General features: G+C 74.8%; 16 protein-coding genes. 11 read left to right on the plus strand and 5 right to left on the minus strand.

Annotated elements, in window-relative coordinates; genetic code table 11:
• Positions 1-107: 107 nt before the first annotated feature.
• The gene (locus tag ACWIX3_RS17585; protein WP_448608628.1) at positions 108-2,114 is read left to right on the plus strand and encodes a tetratricopeptide repeat-containing protein; all 2,007 of its coding nucleotides are present in this window, start codon (positions 108-110) and stop codon (positions 2,112-2,114) included.
• A gap of 276 nt (positions 2,115-2,390) precedes the next feature.
• Entirely contained in the window at positions 2,391-3,572 is a 1,182-nt protein-coding gene (locus ACWIX3_RS17590) for a hypothetical protein (RefSeq protein WP_448608629.1), read from the plus strand.
• Positions 3,573-3,618: 46 nt separating this feature from the next.
• Here ACWIX3_RS17590 and ACWIX3_RS17595 read toward each other — a convergent pair whose 3' ends face one another.
• Entirely contained in the window at positions 3,619-4,170 is a 552-nt protein-coding gene (locus tag ACWIX3_RS17595; RefSeq protein WP_448608630.1) for a TVP38/TMEM64 family protein, read from the minus strand.
• Positions 4,171-4,743: 573 nt separating this feature from the next.
• Here ACWIX3_RS17595 and ACWIX3_RS17600 point away from each other — a divergent pair.
• Complete coding sequence (locus tag ACWIX3_RS17600) at positions 4,744-6,720, plus strand: hypothetical protein (protein WP_448608631.1); 1,977 nt, start codon at positions 4,744-4,746, stop codon at positions 6,718-6,720.
• The gene (locus ACWIX3_RS17605) at positions 6,720-7,820 is read left to right on the plus strand and encodes a ferritin-like domain-containing protein (protein ID WP_448608632.1); all 1,101 of its coding nucleotides are present in this window, start codon (positions 6,720-6,722) and stop codon (positions 7,818-7,820) included. Before ACWIX3_RS17600 ends, ACWIX3_RS17605 begins: the two co-directional genes overlap by 1 nt.
• Positions 7,821-7,840: 20 nt before the next feature.
• On the opposite strand, the gene ACWIX3_RS17610 is transcribed toward ACWIX3_RS17605, so the two are convergent.
• The 4 genes from ACWIX3_RS17610 to ACWIX3_RS17625 are packed head-to-tail and all read right to left on the minus strand — an operon-like array spanning position 7,841 to position 10,851.
• A complete protein-coding gene (locus tag ACWIX3_RS17610; RefSeq protein WP_448608633.1) occupies positions 7,841-8,095 on the minus strand; it encodes a hypothetical protein in 255 nt (84 codons plus the stop codon).
• A 43-nt stretch (positions 8,096-8,138) separates the two neighbouring features.
• Positions 8,139-9,275 carry a M14 family metallopeptidase gene (locus tag ACWIX3_RS17615; RefSeq protein WP_448608634.1) on the minus strand — a complete coding sequence of 379 codons (1,137 nt, stop codon included), beginning with the start codon at positions 9,273-9,275 and terminating at the stop codon, positions 8,139-8,141.
• 37 nt (positions 9,276-9,312) lie between these two features.
• The gene (locus tag ACWIX3_RS17620; RefSeq protein WP_448608635.1) at positions 9,313-9,939 is read right to left on the minus strand and encodes a hypothetical protein; all 627 of its coding nucleotides are present in this window, start codon (positions 9,937-9,939) and stop codon (positions 9,313-9,315) included.
• Between the two features lie 15 nt (positions 9,940-9,954).
• Entirely contained in the window at positions 9,955-10,851 is an 897-nt protein-coding gene (locus ACWIX3_RS17625; protein ID WP_448608636.1) for a zinc metalloprotease, read from the minus strand.
• A gap of 660 nt (positions 10,852-11,511) precedes the next feature.
• Between ACWIX3_RS17625 and ACWIX3_RS17630 the strand changes: the two genes are divergently transcribed.
• From ACWIX3_RS17630 to ACWIX3_RS17660, 7 genes are all read left to right on the plus strand, one after another.
• A complete protein-coding gene (locus ACWIX3_RS17630; protein ID WP_448608637.1) occupies positions 11,512-13,692 on the plus strand; it encodes a hypothetical protein in 2,181 nt (726 codons plus the stop codon).
• A gap of 28 nt (positions 13,693-13,720) precedes the next feature.
• On the plus strand, positions 13,721-14,041 hold the full coding sequence (locus ACWIX3_RS17635) for a hypothetical protein (RefSeq protein ID WP_448608638.1): 321 nt from the start codon (positions 13,721-13,723) through the stop codon (positions 14,039-14,041).
• A 524-nt stretch (positions 14,042-14,565) separates the two neighbouring features.
• Complete coding sequence (locus tag ACWIX3_RS17640) at positions 14,566-15,030, plus strand: hypothetical protein (protein WP_448608639.1); 465 nt, start codon at positions 14,566-14,568, stop codon at positions 15,028-15,030.
• Positions 15,031-15,162: 132 nt separating this feature from the next.
• Complete coding sequence (locus ACWIX3_RS17645; protein WP_448608640.1) at positions 15,163-16,428, plus strand: hypothetical protein; 1,266 nt, start codon at positions 15,163-15,165, stop codon at positions 16,426-16,428.
• Positions 16,429-16,589: 161 nt separating this feature from the next.
• Positions 16,590-17,972 (plus strand): Dyp-type peroxidase, encoded by a 1,383-nt coding sequence (locus ACWIX3_RS17650; RefSeq protein WP_448608641.1) that lies wholly within the window; start codon positions 16,590-16,592, stop codon positions 17,970-17,972.
• Complete coding sequence (locus ACWIX3_RS17655; protein WP_448608642.1) at positions 17,969-18,376, plus strand: hypothetical protein; 408 nt, start codon at positions 17,969-17,971, stop codon at positions 18,374-18,376. The genes ACWIX3_RS17650 and ACWIX3_RS17655 overlap by 4 nt, the downstream gene beginning before the upstream one ends.
• Positions 18,377-18,514: 138 nt before the next feature.
• Positions 18,515-19,888 (plus strand): patatin-like phospholipase family protein, encoded by a 1,374-nt coding sequence (locus ACWIX3_RS17660; protein WP_448608643.1) that lies wholly within the window; start codon positions 18,515-18,517, stop codon positions 19,886-19,888.
• Positions 19,889-19,978 lie beyond the last annotated feature (90 nt).

Raw genomic sequence — 19,978 nt, forward strand, 5'->3', positions numbered from 1 at the left:
CACGGGAAGACCTGTACAGCCCGCCGCCATCACGTCACGCTCGGCCGTGCCGGCTCGCCAGGTGGGTGCCGGCACGACGTGCTCGTCGACGGGTGGGAGGTCGGCACGTGCTCCTCGTCCACGCCGGCAACCGCGTCGACACGGACGGCGACGGGTCCCCCGGCCGCTTCCCCGCCGAGCAGGTGCCGTACGTGCGGTACCGGCTCGGCCGGCTGCTGGCGCACCTCCGGCCGGACGTCGTGGTGAGCGCAGCCGCCGCCGGCTCCGACCTGCTCGTGCTGCAGGAGGCGCTCCGGCTCGGCGTCGCCGTGCACGTGGTCCTGCCCTTCGCCCGGGAGACCTTCCGCGAGCGCTCGGTCGCCGACCGGGGCGGCGACTGGGCGGAGGCCTACGACCGGGTCCTGGACACCGTGACCGGCGGCGCAGCCGGATGCGCCCTCGTCGAGCACGACCTGCCCGGCACCGCCGCGGGGTTCCGCCAGGGCAACCAGGCTCTCCTCGACCACGCCCGGGGGCTGCGCGGCGACGGCGAGGCGCTGGCCGTGGCGCTGCGCCCCCGGGACCGGCAGGGCCCGCGGAGTGTCACGGACGACTTCGTCGAGCGCGCCCAGGAACAGGGGCTCCCGTGGATCGACCTGGACCCCGGCGTGCGGCCGGGAGACCAGCGCTCGGCCTTCGTGGCCATGCCGTTCGGGGTGAAGCCGCACGGGACGGGGTCGGTGGACTGCGACCGCGTCTTCGGCACCCTCGTCGTGCCGGCGCTCGAGGACGCCGACCTGCGCTGGGAACGGGCCGACGCGCAGGTCGACACCGGGATGATCCACGTCGGGATGATCGAGCGCCTGGGCAACGCCGACGTCGTCGTCGTCGACACCGTCACCCGGAACCCGAACGTCTTCTACGAGCTGGGGCTGCGCCACTGCCTCGCGGACCGGACCACGGTGCTCCTCGGTCCCGCGGGGGACCCGCCTCCGTTCGACGTACGACCGATCCGGCACTTCACGTACCGGCTGGCCGACGGTGTGATCGACGAGAGCTCCGCGGCGGCGGTCGTGCAGACGCTGAGGGCCGTGCTCGACCCCGAGCGCCTGGAGCACGCCCGCCGGGACAGTCCGGTGTTCGAGTTCTTCCAGGTACAGCGGCAGCGTCTCCGGGTCCGGGGGGACGCGGAGACCGGCGTGTCCCGCAGTCTCGAGCTCCACCAGCAGGTGACGGGAGCGGTCACGGGGCGCGACGTCGCACGACTGACGACGCTGCTCGGGGACGTCCGCGCGGCGGAGATCGACGAGGACCAGCGGCGCCAGCTGCTGCTGCGCGTCGGCGCCGCGCTGCGCGAGCTCGGCCGGTACGAGGAGGCGGTCGACGCGCTGCGCGGACTGGACCTCGGGCGGGGCCACGGGTCGTTCGTGCTGTGGGTGCAGCAGCTGGCCCTGGCGCTGCGCCGACGTGGCGAGGCGGACCTGGCCGGCGGCCGGGACCCCGAGCCGGCGTGGACCGAGGCACAAGACCTCCTCGACCGGTTGCTGCGGCTCGGCGACGACCCCGAGTCGTGCGGGATCGCCGCAGGCCTGCAGAAGCGCCGGGGGCTGCGCGCCCTGACCGCCGGCGACCGGAGCCTCGCCGCGGTCCACATCCGCGCGTCCGCCGAGCTGTACGAGAGGGGCTTCGCCGCGGCGCCGTCGGACTACTACACCGGGTCGAACGCCGTCGCGACCCTCCGGCTCGTGGCCCAGCACCTGAGCGGCTCCCCCGACCTGCTGGTTCGGGCGCAGCGCCTGGCACCTGTCGTCGAGTTCTTCGCGGAGCGGGCGACCGCAACGGCGGGCGACCCCTTCTGGCCCCGGGTCACCACCGCGGAGCTCGCCCTGACCCGGCACCTGGTCCACGGTGAACCGGACCCCGGCACGGTGGAGGACGCCTACCTCCGGGCCGCCGTGCTCCGCCCCACGCCGGACCAGGTCCGTGCGGTCCTCGACCAGTTCGACCTCTACGGCCGCCTGGGCGATCCGCCCGAGCTCCTCGAACGCCTGGCGGCTCGCTTCCGGCCGTTCCTGCCCCGGCGGCCGGACGCTCGGGCGACGCAGGTGTCCGCGTACCCCCGGCCCCCCACGTAGCGGTCCTGCTCCTCGCGGTCGAGCCCGCGTCCGGTGAGGGCGCAGGCGGCCCGGACGGACTCCTCCCCCGCCCGGAGCGGTGAGGGACCCCCGGGGATCGACCGTGCCGCCGTCCGAGCCGCGGTTCTGCTCCGGTCCGGTCACGTCGGCGGCACCCCCGATCGGCCGCTGTCCTCCGTTCCTCCACGGTGGTGACGTTCCCGTGACGGCAGAGGCGGCATCGTCCTCCCCGGCCGGACGGGTGAGCGTCCGGCGTGGCCGGGGGCGGAGGCCGGGGTGGACGACGGAGCGGCCGGACCCGGGAGCACAGCCAGTGCGGGAGCCACTCGCGCTCGCGGACCGGTCCACCCCCCCTGGCGGGAGGGCACGTGGACCCGCGCCAAGGAGATCGAGTCGCTGTGCAACTGGCTCCGGCAGAACACGGAGCACGACAAGTCGGACGTGCTGTTCGCGGCCGTCGGCATCCACCTCCGGGCGGCGGAGGAGACCGCGCTCCTGCCGCGTTTCCGGCTCCGGGACCAGGCACTCCTCGAGCGCGCGACGAGCAACCTGGACGCGGCCGAGGCCCTCCTGCTCGACGTCGCTCCGGCCGACTACGTCCTGGGCCGGCTCCCCGGGGTGCTCAACGACGTGGAGCGGCACCTGGCGCCCACGGACGTCCGGCGGCGCCACCTGGAGCACATCGCCCGGCAGGTGGGGATAGCCGACTCGTCCCGGCCGCTCCCGGACGAGACCACCACGCCGACCGTGAGGGACGTCAACGGCCTCGTCGAGCGCGAGCGCCCGACCATCGCGACGGCCTACCGCGCCGCCGGCTCGGCCGCGCTCCGCCAGCAGCTCCAGATCCGCAGCTTCCGGAACGTCCTGCTCGTCACGACCGCCCTCCTGACCCTGCTCGTCATCGCCCTGGCCGTGGCCGGCTTCGTCGCCCGGACCGCCATCCCCCTGTGCTTCCAGCCGGAGCGGGGCGGGGAGACCGTGGTGGTCTGCCCCACGGCCCAGTCGCAGGAGCTCGTCACCGGGCCGGGGGCGGTGCCGGGCTCCCGCGACGTGGACGACGTCGTCCGTGACACCGCCCGGCCGGCGGACGTGCTCGTCGTCGAGGTGGTCGGACTGGCCGCTGCGGCGGTGGCGGCGGCTGCGGCGATCCGCGGCATCCACGGGTCCTCCGAGCCGCACGGCCTCCCCGTCGCACTGGCGGTGCTCAAGCTGCCCACCGGGGCGCTGACGGCGGTGCTGGGGCTGCTGCTCATGCGCGGCCAGTTCATCCCGGGCTTGACCGCCCTGGACTCCTCCGCGCAGATCCTCGCGTGGGCGCTCGTGTTCGGGTACGGCCAGCAGCTGTTCACCCGCCTGGTCGACCAGCAGGCGCACACCGTCCTGGACCGGGTGCGCGGTGGATGGCCCGACCACCACCGCACTCCGCGGGGTGAGGCGAGGACGTCGTCCTCGGGGTGAGGTCGCCCATGGCACCGGCCGGGAGCGTGCTGCGGTGTCGTGACGCCTACCGCCTGCACCTCCCTCGGCCCGCAGAGCGGCCCGGGCGCCGCCACACCGTGGAGCGCGTCAGGGCGAGCAGGGCCCCGACCGCGAGGACGAGCCCGAACAGCAGCAGCGCCCCCACCGCGCCGCCCCCGCGCGCCCCGGCAGCCGCGTACAGGAAGGCGGGCGCGACGGAGCCCAGGACGCCGGCGCCCGTCGCCACGTACCAGCGCATCGTCGAGGTGCCGGCGAGGACGGCGACCGTCTCGGCGAGGACGGGGACGGGGCGGGAGACCACCACCGCGAGAACGCCCCACCGGGTGAGCAGGCGATCGGCGCGCCGGCGTTGCGACGACGTGGTCACCCGCGCCACCGCACCCCGGCCCCGCCGGCCCAGCACGAAGCCCACCAGGGTGGCACCCGCCCCTCCCAGCATCGACAGCACCGCTCCCGGGAGGACGCCGAAGATCGCGCCGTGCGCGATCATCACCAGGCTGGACGGAACGGGCAGCAGGACGTCGCCGGTCAGCAAGCCCACGCCGATCAGGGCCCCCCAGGCGCCTGCCCGGCGCATCCCGGGGACGGGATCGGTGAGGACCGGGAGCGCCGCCCACTCCACGAGGCCGAACAGGAGCAGTGCGGTCCCCGCCAGGACGGCCGTGACCAGCAGGTAGCCACCCCTGGGGCGCCTAGCAGTCGCGTCGGGTCCCGTGGCCGGGCCGGCGACCGCGGACGGGTCCCGCTCGGCCCCGGGCACCCGGGCGAGCCGGAGCGGTGGAGCCGGGCGGAGCCTCACGCCGGGCATGATGCACCCGCCGGGACGGTCTCGTGGCGCGGATGACGGAACCGTGACGCACGGGTGACGGCGTCGCCCTAGCGTGCGGCGCAGGCCCTGGCCACGGGGCGGTCGCCCGAGGTCCCCTGCCACGACGGTCGTGCGGGCGGAGGCCGCGCTCCGGACGCCTCCCGCGAGGGGCGAGGAGGTCGACGTCCGCGTCGTGGAGGAGGTCGTGGGGATCATGGAGGCGGCGTCCGAGGGCCTGGGGCGGGCCACCCTCGCAGGCCCCGGAGGCGACGTCCTCCGTCTGCCGTCGCGGGTCGCGGTCCGCGAGCCCCGCCGGGGCGCAACCGCTCCCCGGCCACGTCGATGAGCGCCCTCCACCTGCCCCGCCTCGTCTTCTCGGGCGACTTCCAGGCCGACGTCTCCACGGTGAACAACGACGTCCGCCACTACGACACAGCCACGTTCGAGCCCCGCTTCCAGCAGCCGGCGTCCGGTGCCACGCGGAACGGCTGGTGGAACCCGTCGGGCAGCGGGGCCTTCCGGCTGATCGGGTGCGCCGTCCGCTCCGTCGCCTCCCGCCGCACCGGCGCTCCGGGGGACGAGGACCCGGTCGCCACCTGTTCCGTCAGCGGCTCTCCGTCCTCCGTCAGCGGCAAGCTCGTCGACCTCGACCCCCAGTGGCAGATGGCGTCGGAGATCTGGGGTCTGACGATCCGGCTCGTCGACGCCCGGGGCGGCACGGTCCTCGAGGGCAGCTTCGAGCCGGCGCCCTTCCGCGACATCCACTTCGGCCGCCAGTCGTCCGGCCCGAACGGACAGACCGCCTCGGCCGTCTACACCTCCCGCCTGACGGGCCTGCGGTCACACCTGCCGCCGGGACGTTCCCCGTTCCTGGACGACCTGCTCGCCGCCTCGGACGACGGCACGCTCGCCGTCCGGCTGACCACGTTCGGCTACTCCACCAACCCGCGGGACCCGCGGTTCACCCTCGGCCGGGTGGTGGGCGCCCTCGGTCCCGCGCGCCGCGGGGAGCCCCACCGGTTCGTCCTCGGCCGGCGGCTGGCACCGGCCGAGGACGGCGTCACCGCTGCGAACCTCACCTTCGCCGACGCCGTGGTCGACCCCGAGGCGGGGCTGGTCACCCTCGACCTCGGCAACGCCCTGCCGATCACCGATCCTCTCGGCACCACAGCTGACATCGGGCCGCTCGCCCTCGCGGTGCTGCGGACCCCGGACCGGCCCGACGGCGCCGCCGGTGTGCGCGAGGGCGACCTCGTGCCCCTCGCGGACGTGCTGGTGCTGGGACTGATCGACCACGGCTCGCCCGACTGGCTGTCCCGGACGGCGGGCATCGTGGACCTGGCCCTCGACGAACCGGCCGCCGCGCTCGCCGCCGACCGCCCGCTGGCGCTGGTGAGCACCGTCGGGAACGGGGCGCAGGTCCTCCTCCGGGAGACGACCGGCGGGCTGCTCGCCCGGGCCGACGACCTGGTCCTCCGCGTCGACGCCCGCAGCGACGCGGCGGTCCCTGCGACGGTCCGGTTCTCCGCCGCCCGGTGGGGCCGGCCGCTGGCCGCCGCGACCATCCGGACGCGGCTGGCACCGCCGATGTCGGGCCTGGGCGGCGGTCCGGGCAACGACCCGGACCCACCGGCGGCGCCGATCCCCGACATCGGCGTCCCGCAGGAGGCCGTCGAGGCGCCGCCCTCGATCGTCACCGACGACGACGGTCGCGCCGAGCTGCCGCTCACGGTGCACGACCCGGGACGTGCCCGGGGGTACCTGGACGGCCAGGTGTACGTGATCACCTACTCCCTCGACGGGCAGGCCAGCGAGCAGCAGCACCGCTTCGACGTCGTGGTCCTGCACGTCCGGGAGGCCTACGCGGCGCCGGCACACCCCACCTGGGTCGACGACGTCCGGCCGGTGCTCGTCCAGTACGGCGACCTCTACCCGATCATGAGCCGGCGGCTGGTCGACCTCGGGGACTACGACGCCGTCCGCGAGCACGCCGCGATCATCGAACTGGCCTTCTCCCGGCCGCTCGACGACCCGAACCACATGCCCGTCACCAGGGAGCTGTCCGACGCCCGCCGGGAGATGCTGCTGGCCTGGCTGCGCGACCGCAACGGGTACGGCGAGCGCCGCCTCGTGCACGGTCCGCGTCCGGGCGCGGCGGCGCCCGCCGCGCCCGCACCGCGGACGGCGTCGGACTCCGCCGCTGCCCCGCCGTCCGACGACGGGCGCGGCACCGGGGACATCGGCGAGATCGGCGGGAAGGCCGTGGCCCTGCCGCAGGCCCTCGAGCAGCTGCTCCGGGCAGCCGGGAGGGACGGCTGATGCTCGCCGTCGACAGGACGCTGGTCTCCGGTGTGCGGGATGCCGCCGGCCGGGCGGATCTGCACCGCTTCGTCCAGCTGGCGGTCGAGCTCGAGCACTCGACCGTCCCGCCCTACCTCACGGCGTACTACACGCTCCGGCCGGGGACCAATGCGGAGATCGCGGCGGCCGTCCGCGGCGTGGCCGTCGAGGAGATGCTGCACCTGACCATCGCGGCGAACCTGCTGCTGGCCCTCGGGGGCCGGCCACGGATCGCGGCACCCGGGTTCGTCCCCGACTACCCGACGGTGCTGCCGATGAACGTCGGGCACTCCGTCGTGGTGGGTCTGGCCCCCTACTCGCCGGACCTCGTCCGCGACGTCTTTCTGCGCATCGAGGAGCCGGAGCTGCCGCTGCACCTCCCGGGCGGGTCGGCCGACCGTGCAGCAGACCCGGGGTTCGCCACGATCGGGGAGTTCTACGCAGCGCTGCGCGACAAGCTGACGGAGCTGGGCGACTCGGCGTTCGTGGGCGACCCCGCGCGCCAGGTGGTCGACCGCGCCTGGTTCCCGCCGGACCAGCTCTTCCCCATCCGCGACGTGGCCACCGCCGTGACCGCCCTGGAGCTGGTCGCGGAGGAGGGCGAGGGCACGAGCAGCAGCCCGCTCGACCGGGAGGGCGAGCCGGCCCACTACTACCGCTTCGCCGAACTCGTGCACGGGCGGCGGCTGGTGGCGGACCCGTCGGTGCCGCAGGGCTTCTCGTACACGGGCGCCCCGGTCCCGTTCGACCCGGACGGCGTGTGGCCGATGCCGCCGGACCCCGGCCTCGAGGCCCACCGGCCCGGCAGCAGGTCGCGGTTCGCGGCCGAGCGGTTCACCGACTGCTACACCAGGCTGCTGCAGGCTCTGCAGCTGACCTTCGACGGTGCACCCGGAGGCCTGCGGCCCGCCCTCGGCCTGATGTTCGAGCTGCGGCTGCTGGCCCAGGACGCCCTGGCGACTCCGGACGCCGACGGCCGCCCCACCGGCCTGTGCTTCCGGTACTGCCCCGCCCTCGGGACGACGCAGGGCCACGCTCCGGTCCTCAGCGGACCCGCCGGGACGCCGGCGGAGCGGTGACCGACGCGGTGGCGGCGAGCTCAGGAGTCGTCCGGCGCGTCCGCTGACCGGCCGCGCCGCCGGGCCCGGTAGTCCGTCGGCGTACCCCAGCGCTCGACGTGGGCGAGCCGCCGCCGCTCCAGTTCGAGGAGCCGGCTCTCGGGCGCGGCGACCACGAGGGCGTCGGCCTGGCGCTCCCAGACGTCGAGGCCGAGGGACAGACCGAGCAGGGTCGTGATGCTGTGCCCGGCCGCAGGCGTGATCCGCGCGACCCACGTCTGTTCGCTCCCGGGCACGTCGACCTCCCGCAGCTCGCTCCCCCGCCGTCCCCGCCGTCCGTCAGCGCGCCGGCCCGCCGAGGACGTGGTCGACGAAGTGCAGCGCGGCGGGACGGTTCTCCTCCCAGCAGGGCTGGATCTGGTCCGGCGGCAGGACGAACCCGCCGTCGAGCGCGGACGCCGGGCGGAGTTCGACGGTCAACGTCGGGGCGTCGTACTCACCGTAGGTCCAGTCGGCGGTGTCGCCCGCCGTGGGGTACAGCTGCGAGGACGGTTGCGGGGTGTACGTCGTCCCGTGCACGCCCTTGATCAACTGGTGCATCTCCTCCGCGAGCTCCCGCATCTCCCCCAGATCGGCCTCGTCCTCGACGGGCTCGGAGGTGTAGCCCCACGGGTAGAGGAGCAGCTGGGAGTAGCTGTGGTAGGTGAGGACGCCGCCGAACAGCTGGCGGGCGACGAGGTCGCGCACCGCGCGCACCTCCGGCTCGGAGAAGGCGCGTGGGCCCACGTACGTCTCGTCGGCGGGGACGTGGCTGGAGGTGTTCACGTCCAGCGTGCCCCACATGTAGCCGTAGTTCCGGTTGGGGTCGACGCCGATGCTGCCGTCCCGGTTCCGGCGTCGGTTCTTGCGCCACAGCCGGTTCTCGGTGCGCGTGTACTCGTGCCCGTCGGGGTTCACCATCGGAACCACCCAGACCTCGCCCTGCTGCAGCCAGCCCTGCACCGGCTCGGACGCGGAGTTCTGCAGCAGGTGCTCGGCCAGCAGGTACGGGACCTCCACGGAGATCCACTCCCGGGCGTGGTGGCAGCCGAGGAACGCGACCTTGCGGGTGCTGCCGCGGCGCTCACCGATGCGCAGCGCCCACAGCGGCCGGTTCTCGACGCTGCGGCCGATCTCGTGCAGCTCGGCGATCTCCGGGTGCTCCTCGGCGAGACGGCGCAGGTCCTGCTCCAGGGTCGCCACCGTGTGGTACCCGGCCGCGTCGGTCGCGAAGGCCGACAGGTACTGCTCGGTCATCCGCAGCTGCTCGACGTCGTAGCCCATTGCCTGCAGCCGGCCGGCCTGGGCCTCGTCCGCCTGCAGGACCAGGTGGTCCGCCCCCACCTCCCACACGTCCAGCCCGAGGGGGCTCGTGAGCAGGCGGGCGAGCGGAGCCCGGGTGCTTGTGGACGTGACCCTCGCGATCAGACTCGCCATCGGATCCTCCTCCGTACGAGAAGACGGACGCCGGTCCTCATCCGGCGCCTCCCTGCATTCGCGTGAAGCGCTCCCGCTGTTCCGGGGTGAGCAGCTCCAGGAGCCGTGCGGACCCGGCGTCGTCCGCGTCCCTCGCCCGGCCCCGGAGCCCGGACGAGTCGCCGCTGCGCTGCCCCCCGCGGCCCCGCACCGCGCCGACCTCGGCCAGCACGCGGGTGTACTCCCGCTCGTTCTCCTCGGCCACCGTCGCCAGCAGTCTGCGCTGCTCCCCCGTGAGGTGCAGGACATCGGCCACGTCCTCGTCCAGGAGCGCGTCGCCACCCCTGACCCGCCACGACAGTCGGCGCAGACGGGCGGCGCGCTCGCCCCCGAGCAGTCGACCGACCTCGCGCTCGACCTCCTGCCGCGCCGACCGCGCGGCGGGGTCGACGTGCGGCGGGCGCCACTCGCCCCCCGCATGGAGCTGCCTGAGGGCCTCGCGGTAGCGCCGCTCGATCTGCGCCGCCCGGGTCACCTCCTCCTCGGACATCCCGAGGAGGAGGTGGACGGCCGGGCTGACGAGCAGGGTCACCACCTCACCGGCCGCGGCGTAGCCGTCGCCCGCCACCCGCAGCTCGCCGGCCTCGGGGTCGTCGATCCGCAGCTCGCCGGCTCGGTAGGCCATGTCGTCCCGGTCCCGTCAGAAGGTGCCGGTCTCGAAGTCGATCCCGGCTCGCGCGGAGTCCGCGGCATCGGCCAGGACGGGGCCGAGCAGGTCTGGCCGGTAGAGCGTGACGTGCTCCTTGATCCGGGTGACCTGACCCGGGGAGAACTCCGTCATCCCGGCGTCGTCCGTGTAGTCCATGTAGTTGGTGGTCGGGTCGTTCCCGCCGTCGTTCGGGCACGTGTCGCGCGTCGGGTCGGCGGGCCCGTAGTTGGGGCTGGCCTCGAAGGGCGTGTCCGCGATCTCGTCACCCGGCGGCATGCAGCCACCTTGGAAGGTGTGGTAGAGGCCGAGCCAGTGGCCGACCTCGTGGACGGCGGTCAGGCCGAGGTCGTACGGGCTCGACGAGCCTCCCGGGAGGGTCGAGCAGAGGATCACGACGCCGTCCCTGACCGGGTCGCCCGCGAAATCGGTCGGGAACGTGGCCCATCCGAGCAAGGTGTCGCCGATGCCGGCGGTGTAGAAGTTCAGCGCCCGGTGCTGGTCCTTGCCCAGCGCGGCCTTCGCCTTCCGCTCGGCCGGGCTGTTCATCGTCATCCGGAACCACACCGGGTCGTCCGTGCGGTCCACCGACGCCCGGGTGAACACGATGTCGTGCGGCTTGAACCGGTCGTTGAGCACGTTGAGCTGGGCCTCCAGCTCCTGGTCGGTCAGGGCGCCCGCCGCACCGTCGTGGACCACGTGGAAGTGCACCGGGATCTCCAGGCGCGTCACGGCGGAGGCGTCCATGCCGTTCGCCCGGGCGGTGCGGAGGTGAGCGCGGACGCGCTCCCTCTGGAACTCGTTGAGCTCCGGCGTCCCGCAGCGACGCCCACCGCGGACGAATGCCTCCTGGCTGTCGAACTCGCGGTCCCCGATCACCAGCTTCCCCATGACTCTCCTCCATCTCGGCCCGGGCGTGCCGGAGGGGGTGACGTGCGACCGTCCGGCACCAGAGGGCCGTCCCAGGCACACCTCGTGGCGACGGAGGGAATGTTCGCGGCCGGCCCATCACTCCTCCGTCACGCGCGCATCACGGGCGATCGGGAGCGGCGGGTCAGCCGGCCCGGGAGCCGCCCGGACCGGCCCGCACACGACACCGCAGTGACGCCGCGGTGATGCTGCGCCGACAGGCTCCCTACACCGGGACGACGGCAGGGGGCGTCCCGCTGAGCCGCTGACGGAGGTCCACGATGATCCGTCCCGACGTGACGTGGCCGGCCTGACGTCGGCGTCCGCACCGGTCGCCGCGCCGTCGCGTGGCGTCGCTGCGCACCGCTGTGCGTCCCGGTCGAGGCCGCGATGGTCGGCCACCACGCGGGGCTCGTGCTCGGCGCCTCCGTCGCCGCCTGGTGGGGGGCGGGGCACCCGCGGATGTGGCGAGACCCCGTTCCCGCGCTGCTCCTCGCCGCCGTCGGCGGCCGCTCGCTGCTCCCCGGAGTCGTGCCCCGTGGCCGACCCCGACGCCGACGTCAGGCCACCCGGCGACGCCGAGCGCCACCCGCCCGTGCCGCGCATCGACCGCGCGGTTCCCTCCCGTTCCAGGTGGATGCCATGACCGCTCCCTCCCCGCGCTCGTTGGCCGGCGGCGCCGCCGCCTACTCCGTCGACGTCGGACGCGTGCCGGACCCCCAGGGGCCGCCGCCCCCGCTGCCGGACGGGCTCCCGTTCCTGGCGCGTGACTACCGCGCCGGGCTGGGCGACACGAGCGACAGCGGACCCGTCACGCCGACCCGCACGCTGCGGGGTGGCTGCTACTTCCTGCGCTACACACCCCTCCAGACCTCACCGACCCGCCCGGGTGCGGTCCACTACCTGGGGACGCTCCGGGTGCAGCGCGTCGGGACGACCCTCACCATCAGCGGCGACCTGTACCTCCGGCACGTGTCCAGAGGCCTCCCGGCGGACGACGCAGGCGAGCCGGACCCGGCCGACGGCATCCCGGTCCTCCCCCGCGCCGACTACCGGTACTACGTGCGCGCGACCAGGGTGTCCGACTCCCCCGGCGCACAGGAGAGCTTCACCCTGACGTTCGAGCTGTTCCGGTTCAACGCCGCGATCACCGCGTGGACCAACGAGGGCGTCTCGACGGTCCAGCTGTCGTGGACGACCGCGCCACCGGGCTACCCGTCCGGCGCCGACTACCTGACCGGCGACGTCGAGAACGCGGCGGGCTCGGTGACCGGGACGCTCTCGCTCGGGTGGGTCTCCCCCTTCCTGCGCCGCTGCACCCTGGAGGTCGACCGGGTCCCCGGAGGTGTGGCGCCGAGGACCAACGGCTCGGACGGGTACGGCTGGCGGCAGGTGTTCGAGCCGGTGGGCTGGGACCTGACCGTCGTGGAGAGCGACGACACGGTCGCCGAGCCGAGCGGTGAGTCGTGGGGCGACGCCGAGATGCACGCGGCCATGCTCGAGTACCGCGACCGACGGGAGGCGCTGCTCGACGTGGAGTGGCGTTACCACCTGCTGTGCGTGCGGCGCCTCGACGAGACCGAGCGGGGCATCATGTACGACAGCTCCGCCGTCGACCTGAACAGCACGGCCCGGGAGGGTGTCGGGATCGCCTGCGACTGGGTGTTCGAGCAGGACGAGCCCAGCTGGGGAGCCCTCAGGGGCACGCGGTTCGGTGACGATCCGCCCACCTACTTCCGGACCGCCGTCCACGAGCTCGGCCACGCCATGGGGCTGTACCACAACGCGTCGGACAACGGCTTCATGAACACGACGGACGTGATCGCCCGACGGGCGCACGCGGGGCGCCCGTTCCCGCAGAACATCCGGTGGGCGTTCCACCCGGACGACGAGAAGCGGCTCCGTCACATGCCGGACGTGTGGGTGCGCCCCGGCGGCATCCAGTTCGGCGAGGACTACTCGGTGGCACCGATCGCCGCGGACGACCTGGTCGAGCGGCCCGCGGGGTTGCGGCTCGAGGTGCGTCCCGTCGAGGAACTGCTGCCGCTCGGCGCACCGGCGCGCGTCGAGTTCGCACTGGTCAACGAGTCGACGGCGCCGGTGCTCGTGCCCGCGTCACTCGGCCTGCGGGGAGGCACCGTGCGGGGGAAGGTGATCGACCCGGCCGGGACGGTCCGCACGTTCCTCCCGCTCGTCCCGTGCGTCGAGAGCCAGCCCCTGCGCGTGCTCGAGCCGGGAGAGCAGGTGTCCTCCTCGGCGACCGTCACGCACGGGCCGCAGGGTGCCCTCCTCCCCAGTGCCGGACTGCACCGCATCGTCGTGGAGGTCCGGTGGGACGACGGGGGCACACCGCGCGCGCTCAGCGGCTCGGCCACCCTCCTCGTCACGGCGGCGGCATCGGTCGGGCAGGAGCGGGCGGCGTACGGGATCCTGTCGACCCCCGACACGCTGCTGGCCATCGCCGCGACCGCCGATGTCGGTAACGGCTTCGCGGCGATCGAGCAGGCCGCGTCGGACCCGACGCTGGGCCCCCACTACGCATGGCTCGACGCGAAGCGCACGCTGCGGAGCAGGGCGACGACCGGCGAGCCGTACCGCCGGGCGCTCGAGCGGCTCGTCGACGGCGACGTGGTCGTGAGCTCCGCGGAGCGACGCCGCGCCGTCGAGGCGCTCGACCGCGTCGAGGCCACGTGGGCGCTGCACGAGGAGGCCATCCGGGACGGGGAGGCGACCGGGACGGACGACGCGCCGGACACCGGATCGCTGCGGAAGCTCGCCGCGGCCGCTCGTCGGCAGATGGACGAGGCGGGACGGCCACGGTGAACGGCGCCGGATGGCACAGACTCTGCTCGTGAGCGGTACCGGCGTCACCCTCGGCGAGCTGGTCGGGCGGTGGGGCAAGGTCGACGACGGCGGGTCGACGACCCCCTTTCCGCAGCAGATCGAGTTCTTCCCGGATCGCACCTACCGCGCAACCGGCGACGGGGTGCGCCGGCCGGTCTGGGACGAGGCGTCGTTCGACGTCCTGCACGACGGCTCGGTGCGCATCCGGACGGCGGACGACCGCGCGTCCACGTACTCGGCGGACCTCAGGGGCGAGCTGCTCACCCTCTCCGCAGGCGACGACCGGGTGACCTATCGACGGGTGCCGTCCCGGCCTGACGACCGGTGAGCTGCGGGGCGCGTGCTGCACCACGGTCCCCCGCGGGCCGGCCGTCCGCCCGGTCCGCGGTCGGCGACCCCTCCGGCTCGACGACCGCCCCGGCCACGCCGGCGACGTCCATCCGCAGGACGTCCGGAGCGCGGTCGGGATCGGTGGCGCGGTCGGGATCGGTGGCGCGGTCGGGGTCGGTGGCGCGGTCGGGGTCGGTGGCGCGGTCGGGGTCGACTCCAGGGCGTCGTCCTCGGTGTGCACTGCGGTGTCGGCGCCGTCCTCTCCGTCGACGCTGAGGGGGCCGTGATGCCGGCCCCGATGGACCGGTGATGTTCCGGTGACGCCGGAACGGCAACCTGGGTCCTGACGTCGGTCGGACCCGCCAGGGGGTGTCATGCACAGCTGCTCCCCGTCGCGGGGCTCCCCCGCTCCGGTGTCCGTCGTCCCCGTCGCGACCGTCAGGGCGATCCCGAGGACGGGCCGCGGTCGCGGGGAGGTCGCCGCCCCGCACCTCGTCACCTCTGCCGCTGGAGGCTCCTGTGGTGTTCCGACACGCTCCCGCCGTCCGGGACGACGTCCTCGACGAGCGGGCGCTGCAGCGCATGGACAACCGGGAACTGGACCTGCTCTTCCGGTCCAGTCCCGCGGGGGACATCCCGCACGGGCGCCTGCCCGGGACGGGGTTGCTGTTCCCGGGGACCCCCCTCTGCACTCCCCTGGCCCGGCTGGTCGGTCTGCTGGTCTGGCAGGGCAAGGAGACCGAGGCCTCGGGCCCGTCGCTGCAGAACCTGATCGGGCCGCTGCGGACGCGGTCGATCCGCGCGCTGCTCTCCCACGACCGCAGCTGGGTCGACGGCGGGGAGTGCGTCCTCATCGACTACTCGACGACGTCGATGGTCGCGCGCATGGTCCGCGACGAGGTCCGCCTCGTGGCTCCCGGCCTGTACCTCGGCGTCGTCTGGTTGTGGAAGCGCCGGGTCGGCTGGTTCACGCTCCGCCAGCAGTAGCCCCGCCGGCAGCCGGCATCGGGAGCGACGGCGCCACGGTGCTCCCCGGCGAGGACGGGGACCTCGACCTCCGCCGCCCGGCCGCGTCCGTCGGCCCGTACGCGGTGTCCATCGGCTGATGAGGGGGCCGCCATGCCCGAGCAGTCCGCTGTGACGGTCCTCGCGCCGTTGCCGCACGAACATCGCGACCGTGCCGCCACCGCCCTGGCGGACCTGGCCGGACCGGACCGGCACGCGCTGGCCTTCGACCGGCTCGTCGGCCTGCACTTCGCCCGGCTGATGCTGCTGGACGGCGCCGTGAGCCCGTCCGGCACGAGGCTGGAACCCAGCTTGCTCTACACCGCCGACCTCGACGGCCCGGCTGACGCCCACCTGGAGGCGCTCGCCGACGTCTCCGGTCCGGGCCTGGACCGCGCGTTCTCCTGCTGCACCGACTACCCGACGCGGCCGGATCCGGCCAGCCGGACGGCGTGGCTGCGGGCACACCGCGTTCCCGAGGCCGCCTTCTACGTGAACACGGTGGGACGCGGTGTGTCACAGGTGCTCGCCGAGGCTCGGCTGCGGAGGGGCCTGGAGGCGTACCTGGACGAGCACCGGGACGGTCTCGTCACCCGCTCGCCGGCGGAGATCCACGCGGTCCTGCGCCGGCACGCGCTCACCGACCCGGACCTCCGGGTCGGGGTCGTACCCGCGCGGCGTCCTCCGCTGCGGTGGCGGGCCAGGGAGCTCTGCCACCTGGTGGCGGTCCCGGCGGTCCTCCTGCCGCTGCTCCCGGTCATCGTCCTGGCACTGCCGTTCGTGGCCGTCGCACTGCTCGTCCACGAGCTCCGGGACGTGCCCGACCGGCAGCGACCCGACCCGGCCGCGGTGGAGCGCCTCCGGGCCGGCGAGGACCACGTCGCGCACAACCCGTTCGCCGCCGTGGGGTTCCTCAAGCCCGGACCCTTCCGGGCCGCCCTCACCCGGACGGTCCTTTTCGCCATCAGCTACTCCGTCCGGCACGTGCTCAACCGCGGCAGCCTCGCCGGGGTCAAGACCATCCACTTCGCCCGGTGGGTCTACCTCTCCCCCGAGCGGATGGTCTTCCTCAGCGCCTACGACGGCAGCCTCGAGAGCTACATGGACGACTTCATCGACAAGGTGGCCTGGGGTCTGAACGCCATCTTCAGCAACGGCCTCGGCTACCCCCGGACCGTCCTGCTCCTCTGGCGCGGCGCCAAGGACGAGGAGCTGTTCAAGGACCACCTGCGCAACCACCAGGCCCTCAGCCACGTCTGGTGGTCGGCCTACGAGGACCTCACCGCGCTCAACGCCGGCTCCAACGCGGCGATCCGCCGGGGGTTGGCCCGCCGGACGCTCTCCGACGACGAGGCACGCGAGTGGCTCACCCTGCTCTGACGACCGCAACACCCGCACATCCGGAGGGAACGGCCATGGCACCGACCCGCAGCGCGGCGCCTCCGCGCGTCGACCGCGGCGCCCGGGGGCGGGCCGCGCCCTCATCCGGCCCCGCTCCTCGCAGTGGGCGCGGCGTCGACCGGGCCGACGTCCAGGGTATCGTGGGGAGCGGGTACGGGCGGCTCCCGGAGGCGGTGTTCCTGGGCCTGCGCGTGGACGACTGCGCAGCAGGACGCGCGTTCCTCGCCGACCTCCTCCCCCTGGTGACCAGCATGGCCGGCGACCACAGCACCCGGGCCCTCAACGTCGCCCTCGGCCACTACGGCCTCGCCCGGCTGGGGCTGCCGCAGGCGGCGCTGGAGCAGTTCCCCCTGGAGTTCGCCGGCGGGATGGCCACTCCCACCCGCAGCGTCTTCCTCGGTGACGTGGGCGAGCACGCGCCCTCGACCTGGACGTGGGGCGGCCCCACCAACCCCCGCGTCGACGTCCTGCTCCTCCTCTACGCGGTGTCCGACCAGGAACTGCGAGCGCACACCGAGGCGGTCAGCCGACTGGTCCCGGCCGACGGGGTCGAGGAGGTCGTCACGCTGCCGACCACCACCCTGGCGCAGCGTGACCACCTCGGTTTCGCCGACGGGATCTCCCAGCCCGCGGTGGCCGGCCTGCACGGGGAGGGCGCCGACGGTGACGTGGCCCTGGGGGAGTTCCTCCTCGGGTACCCGAACGCCTACGGCAAGCGCACCCGACGCCCCCTCCTGCCCGCGGCGGAGGACCCCGGCCGGCTGCTGCCCCCCGCCCCCGACGCCGAGACGCCCAGCGTCGACCTCGGGCGCAACGGCACGTACCTGGTCGCCCGGACCTTCGCGCTCGACGTCCCCGCCTTCCGGGCCCACACCGAACGATGGGCGGCACGGACCGGGCTGTCCGCCGCCCAGGTGGCCGCGAAGATGGTGGGACGGTGGCCCAGCGGCACGTCCCTGACGATCAGTCCCGACCACGACGACCAGGCCCATCCGGTGGACAACGCCTTCCGCTACCACCGCGACGGCGACGCGCTCGGCCTCGGGTGCCCGATCGCGGCGCACGCCCGCCGGGCCAACCCGCGGGACTCGCTGGACCCGCGCCCCGGCTCGGAGGCCTCGGTCCGGGTCAACGACCGGCACCGCCTCCTGCGCCGCGGCCGGCAGTACGCCGTTCCGCCGCGGACCCGGGACGCCGGCGACAGGACGGGGGCGGACACCGAGCTCGGGCTGCACTTCCTCTGCCTGAACGCCAACATCAGCCGCCAGTTCGAGTTCGTGCAGCACACCTGGCTGAACAACCCGGCGTTCGCGGGCCTGCAGGACAGCCCGGACCCGATCGCCGGGAACCACGCCCCGGACGGCGGTGTGTTCCCCCTCCCGGCCGACCCCGTCCGCCACCGCCTGCTCGACCTGCCCCGGTTCGTGCGGCTCCGCGGCGGCGGCTACTTCTTCCTCCCCGGCGTCCGCGCCCTGCACTACATCGCCTCCGGCCCCTCGGCCGACGGGAGGGTCCCCCGATGACGTCGAGCGCCGACCTCGCCCGCGTCCTGCTCGCGGGCGTCCGGCTGACGATGGGGTCGGCGGGCCTGCTCGCTCCCGGCCTGGTCATCCGCCGCCTGGACATCGACCCGGCCACCCAGCCGGGGATGCGCTACCCGCTGCGCATGTTCGGCATCCGGACCGTCCTCATCGGCGCCGAGCTGCTGGCCCCCGACGCCCGTCGGCGGGGGCACGCGGAGCAGCTGGCCCCCGTCGTCCACGGCAGCGACACGGTCGCGGCCTTCCTCGCCTGGCGCCGGGGCGACCTGCCCCGGCGCGCCGGGGCGATGGCCACCGCCATCTCCGCGCTGAACCTCGCGCTCTCGCTGGCCAACCTGGGCGCGCGGCGCCGCCACCCGCCCCGCCGCCCGTTCCGTTCCCGCTGACCCGCCCGCCGGCTCGTCGGAGATCCAGGAGGCGCACGTGGAAGCGCAGGTCCGGAACCCGGTCGTCGCTCGGATCGACGTCGGCCGGAGGGACGCCGGCCAGGTGCCGCTCGCCGACCTCGGCCAGGGAGGTGCGACGTGAGCCAGTCCGATCCCGGCCGACGTGGCGACCCGGCCCCGGAGCGGGTGGGGATGGTGATCGCCGGTGCCGGTGCCCGGGGGGCGTACGAGGCCGGCGCCCTGTCCGTGATCGTCCCGCGGCTGGCCGCGGCCGGTGCCCGGCCTCGGGTGTTCGTCGGCACGAGCGCCGGGGCGATCAACGCCACCCTGCTGGCCGCAGGCGCGCACCTGCCGGCCGACGAGCAGGCCGCGGCGCTGCTCCGCGTGTGGCGCCGGATCGGGCCGCGCGACGTGTTCGGGCCCCTGCTGGCCTCCACGCCGCGGACGGCCGGGACGTGGCTCGCGCAGCGGTTCGGCATCGGCGGCGTGCGGCTGACCGGCCTCGTGGACACCACGCCGCTGGCGCGCACCGCCGACGCGGCCGTCGACTGGGGACAGCTGCGCACCAACGTCGAGCACGGGGACTGCCAGGCGCTGGCCGTCGTCGCCACGTCCGGACGCACCGGCCGCACGGTGGTGTTCACCGACCTGGCGCCCGGATCGACCCTGCCGCCGGCCGACGAGGACCGGGCGCTGGACTACGTCGCCGCCCCGGTCGGCAGCTCGCACGTGCGGGCCTCGGCGGCCATCCCCGTCGTCTTCCCCCCTGTCCGGGTGACCGAGCCGCCGGAGCGGACCGGGTGGTACCTCGACGGCGGGATCCGTCTCAACGCCCCGCTCAAGCCGGCCCTCGACCTCGGCTGCGACGCCCTGGTCGTGGCCGCGACCCACCCGGGCACCCACGCCACCGGATCCGGCCCGGCCCATGCCCACCACGACCGGCCCGACGTCGACGACGCGCTCGTCATGCTGCTGGACGCCGCCTTCGTCGACCGGATGGTCGAGGACCTGCGAACGCTGACCAAGGTCAACGAACTCGTGGCCGCCGGTGGTGGACGCAGGAGCACCGGGCGGCCGCTGTCCGTGGTGCCGCACCTCTTCGCGGGTCCGCCGGAACGGGCCACCCTCAGCCGGCTGGCCGCCGATGTGTACCGGGACCACTTCACCGGGCTCCGAGGCGCGCTGCGCACCCTGCGGGAGCCCGACCTCCCGCTGCTGGCCCAGCTCCTCGGCGGGGACGGGCCCCGCCGCGGGGATGTGCTGAGCTACCTGCTCTTCGACCCCGAGTTCATCACCCGGGCGATCGCACTCGGGCAGCAGCACGCCACTGCGATGTTCGCGGAGGCCCCGGGGACGCACGTGCCGTGGCGCACCGAGCCCGGGGCGCCACCGACGACCCCGGTGCCCCTCGGCGGGCCCGCCACGGACGCCGGCACCGGGGACGGAGGCCCCGTGCCCCAGCCGCGACCGGCACGGGCCGGCGCACCGACACGCCCCGGAGGTGGCACGTGAAGGCCCGCTCCCGTCGGCTCCGGGCGCCACGCTCTCCGTCGGCTCGGTCGACGCCGTCACCGGCCTGCCGGACGTCCTCGACCGGGTCCG

The organism is Geodermatophilus sp. URMC 60 (genome assembly GCF_053502585.1).

Coding starts and splice junctions, on each gene's coding strand:
- ACWIX3_RS17645 (WP_448608640.1), top strand. CDS start 15,163: ATGCCCGAGCAGTCCGCTGTGACGGTCCTCGCGCCGTTGCCGCACGAA.
- ACWIX3_RS17615 (WP_448608634.1), bottom strand. CDS start 9,275: ATGGCGAGTCTGATCGCGAGGGTCACGTCCACAAGCACCCGGGCTCCG.
- ACWIX3_RS17620 (WP_448608635.1), bottom strand. CDS start 9,939: ATGGCCTACCGAGCCGGCGAGCTGCGGATCGACGACCCCGAGGCCGGC.
- ACWIX3_RS17630 (WP_448608637.1), top strand. CDS start 11,512: ATGACCGCTCCCTCCCCGCGCTCGTTGGCCGGCGGCGCCGCCGCCTAC.
- ACWIX3_RS17595 (WP_448608630.1), bottom strand. CDS start 4,170: ATGCGCCGGGCAGGCGCCTGGGGGGCCCTGATCGGCGTGGGCTTGCTG.
- ACWIX3_RS17655 (WP_448608642.1), top strand. CDS start 17,969: ATGACGTCGAGCGCCGACCTCGCCCGCGTCCTGCTCGCGGGCGTCCGG.
- ACWIX3_RS17625 (WP_448608636.1), bottom strand. CDS start 10,851: ATGGGGAAGCTGGTGATCGGGGACCGCGAGTTCGACAGCCAGGAGGCA.
- ACWIX3_RS17600 (WP_448608631.1), top strand. CDS start 4,744: ATGAGCGCCCTCCACCTGCCCCGCCTCGTCTTCTCGGGCGACTTCCAG.
- ACWIX3_RS17605 (WP_448608632.1), top strand. CDS start 6,720: ATGCTCGCCGTCGACAGGACGCTGGTCTCCGGTGTGCGGGATGCCGCC.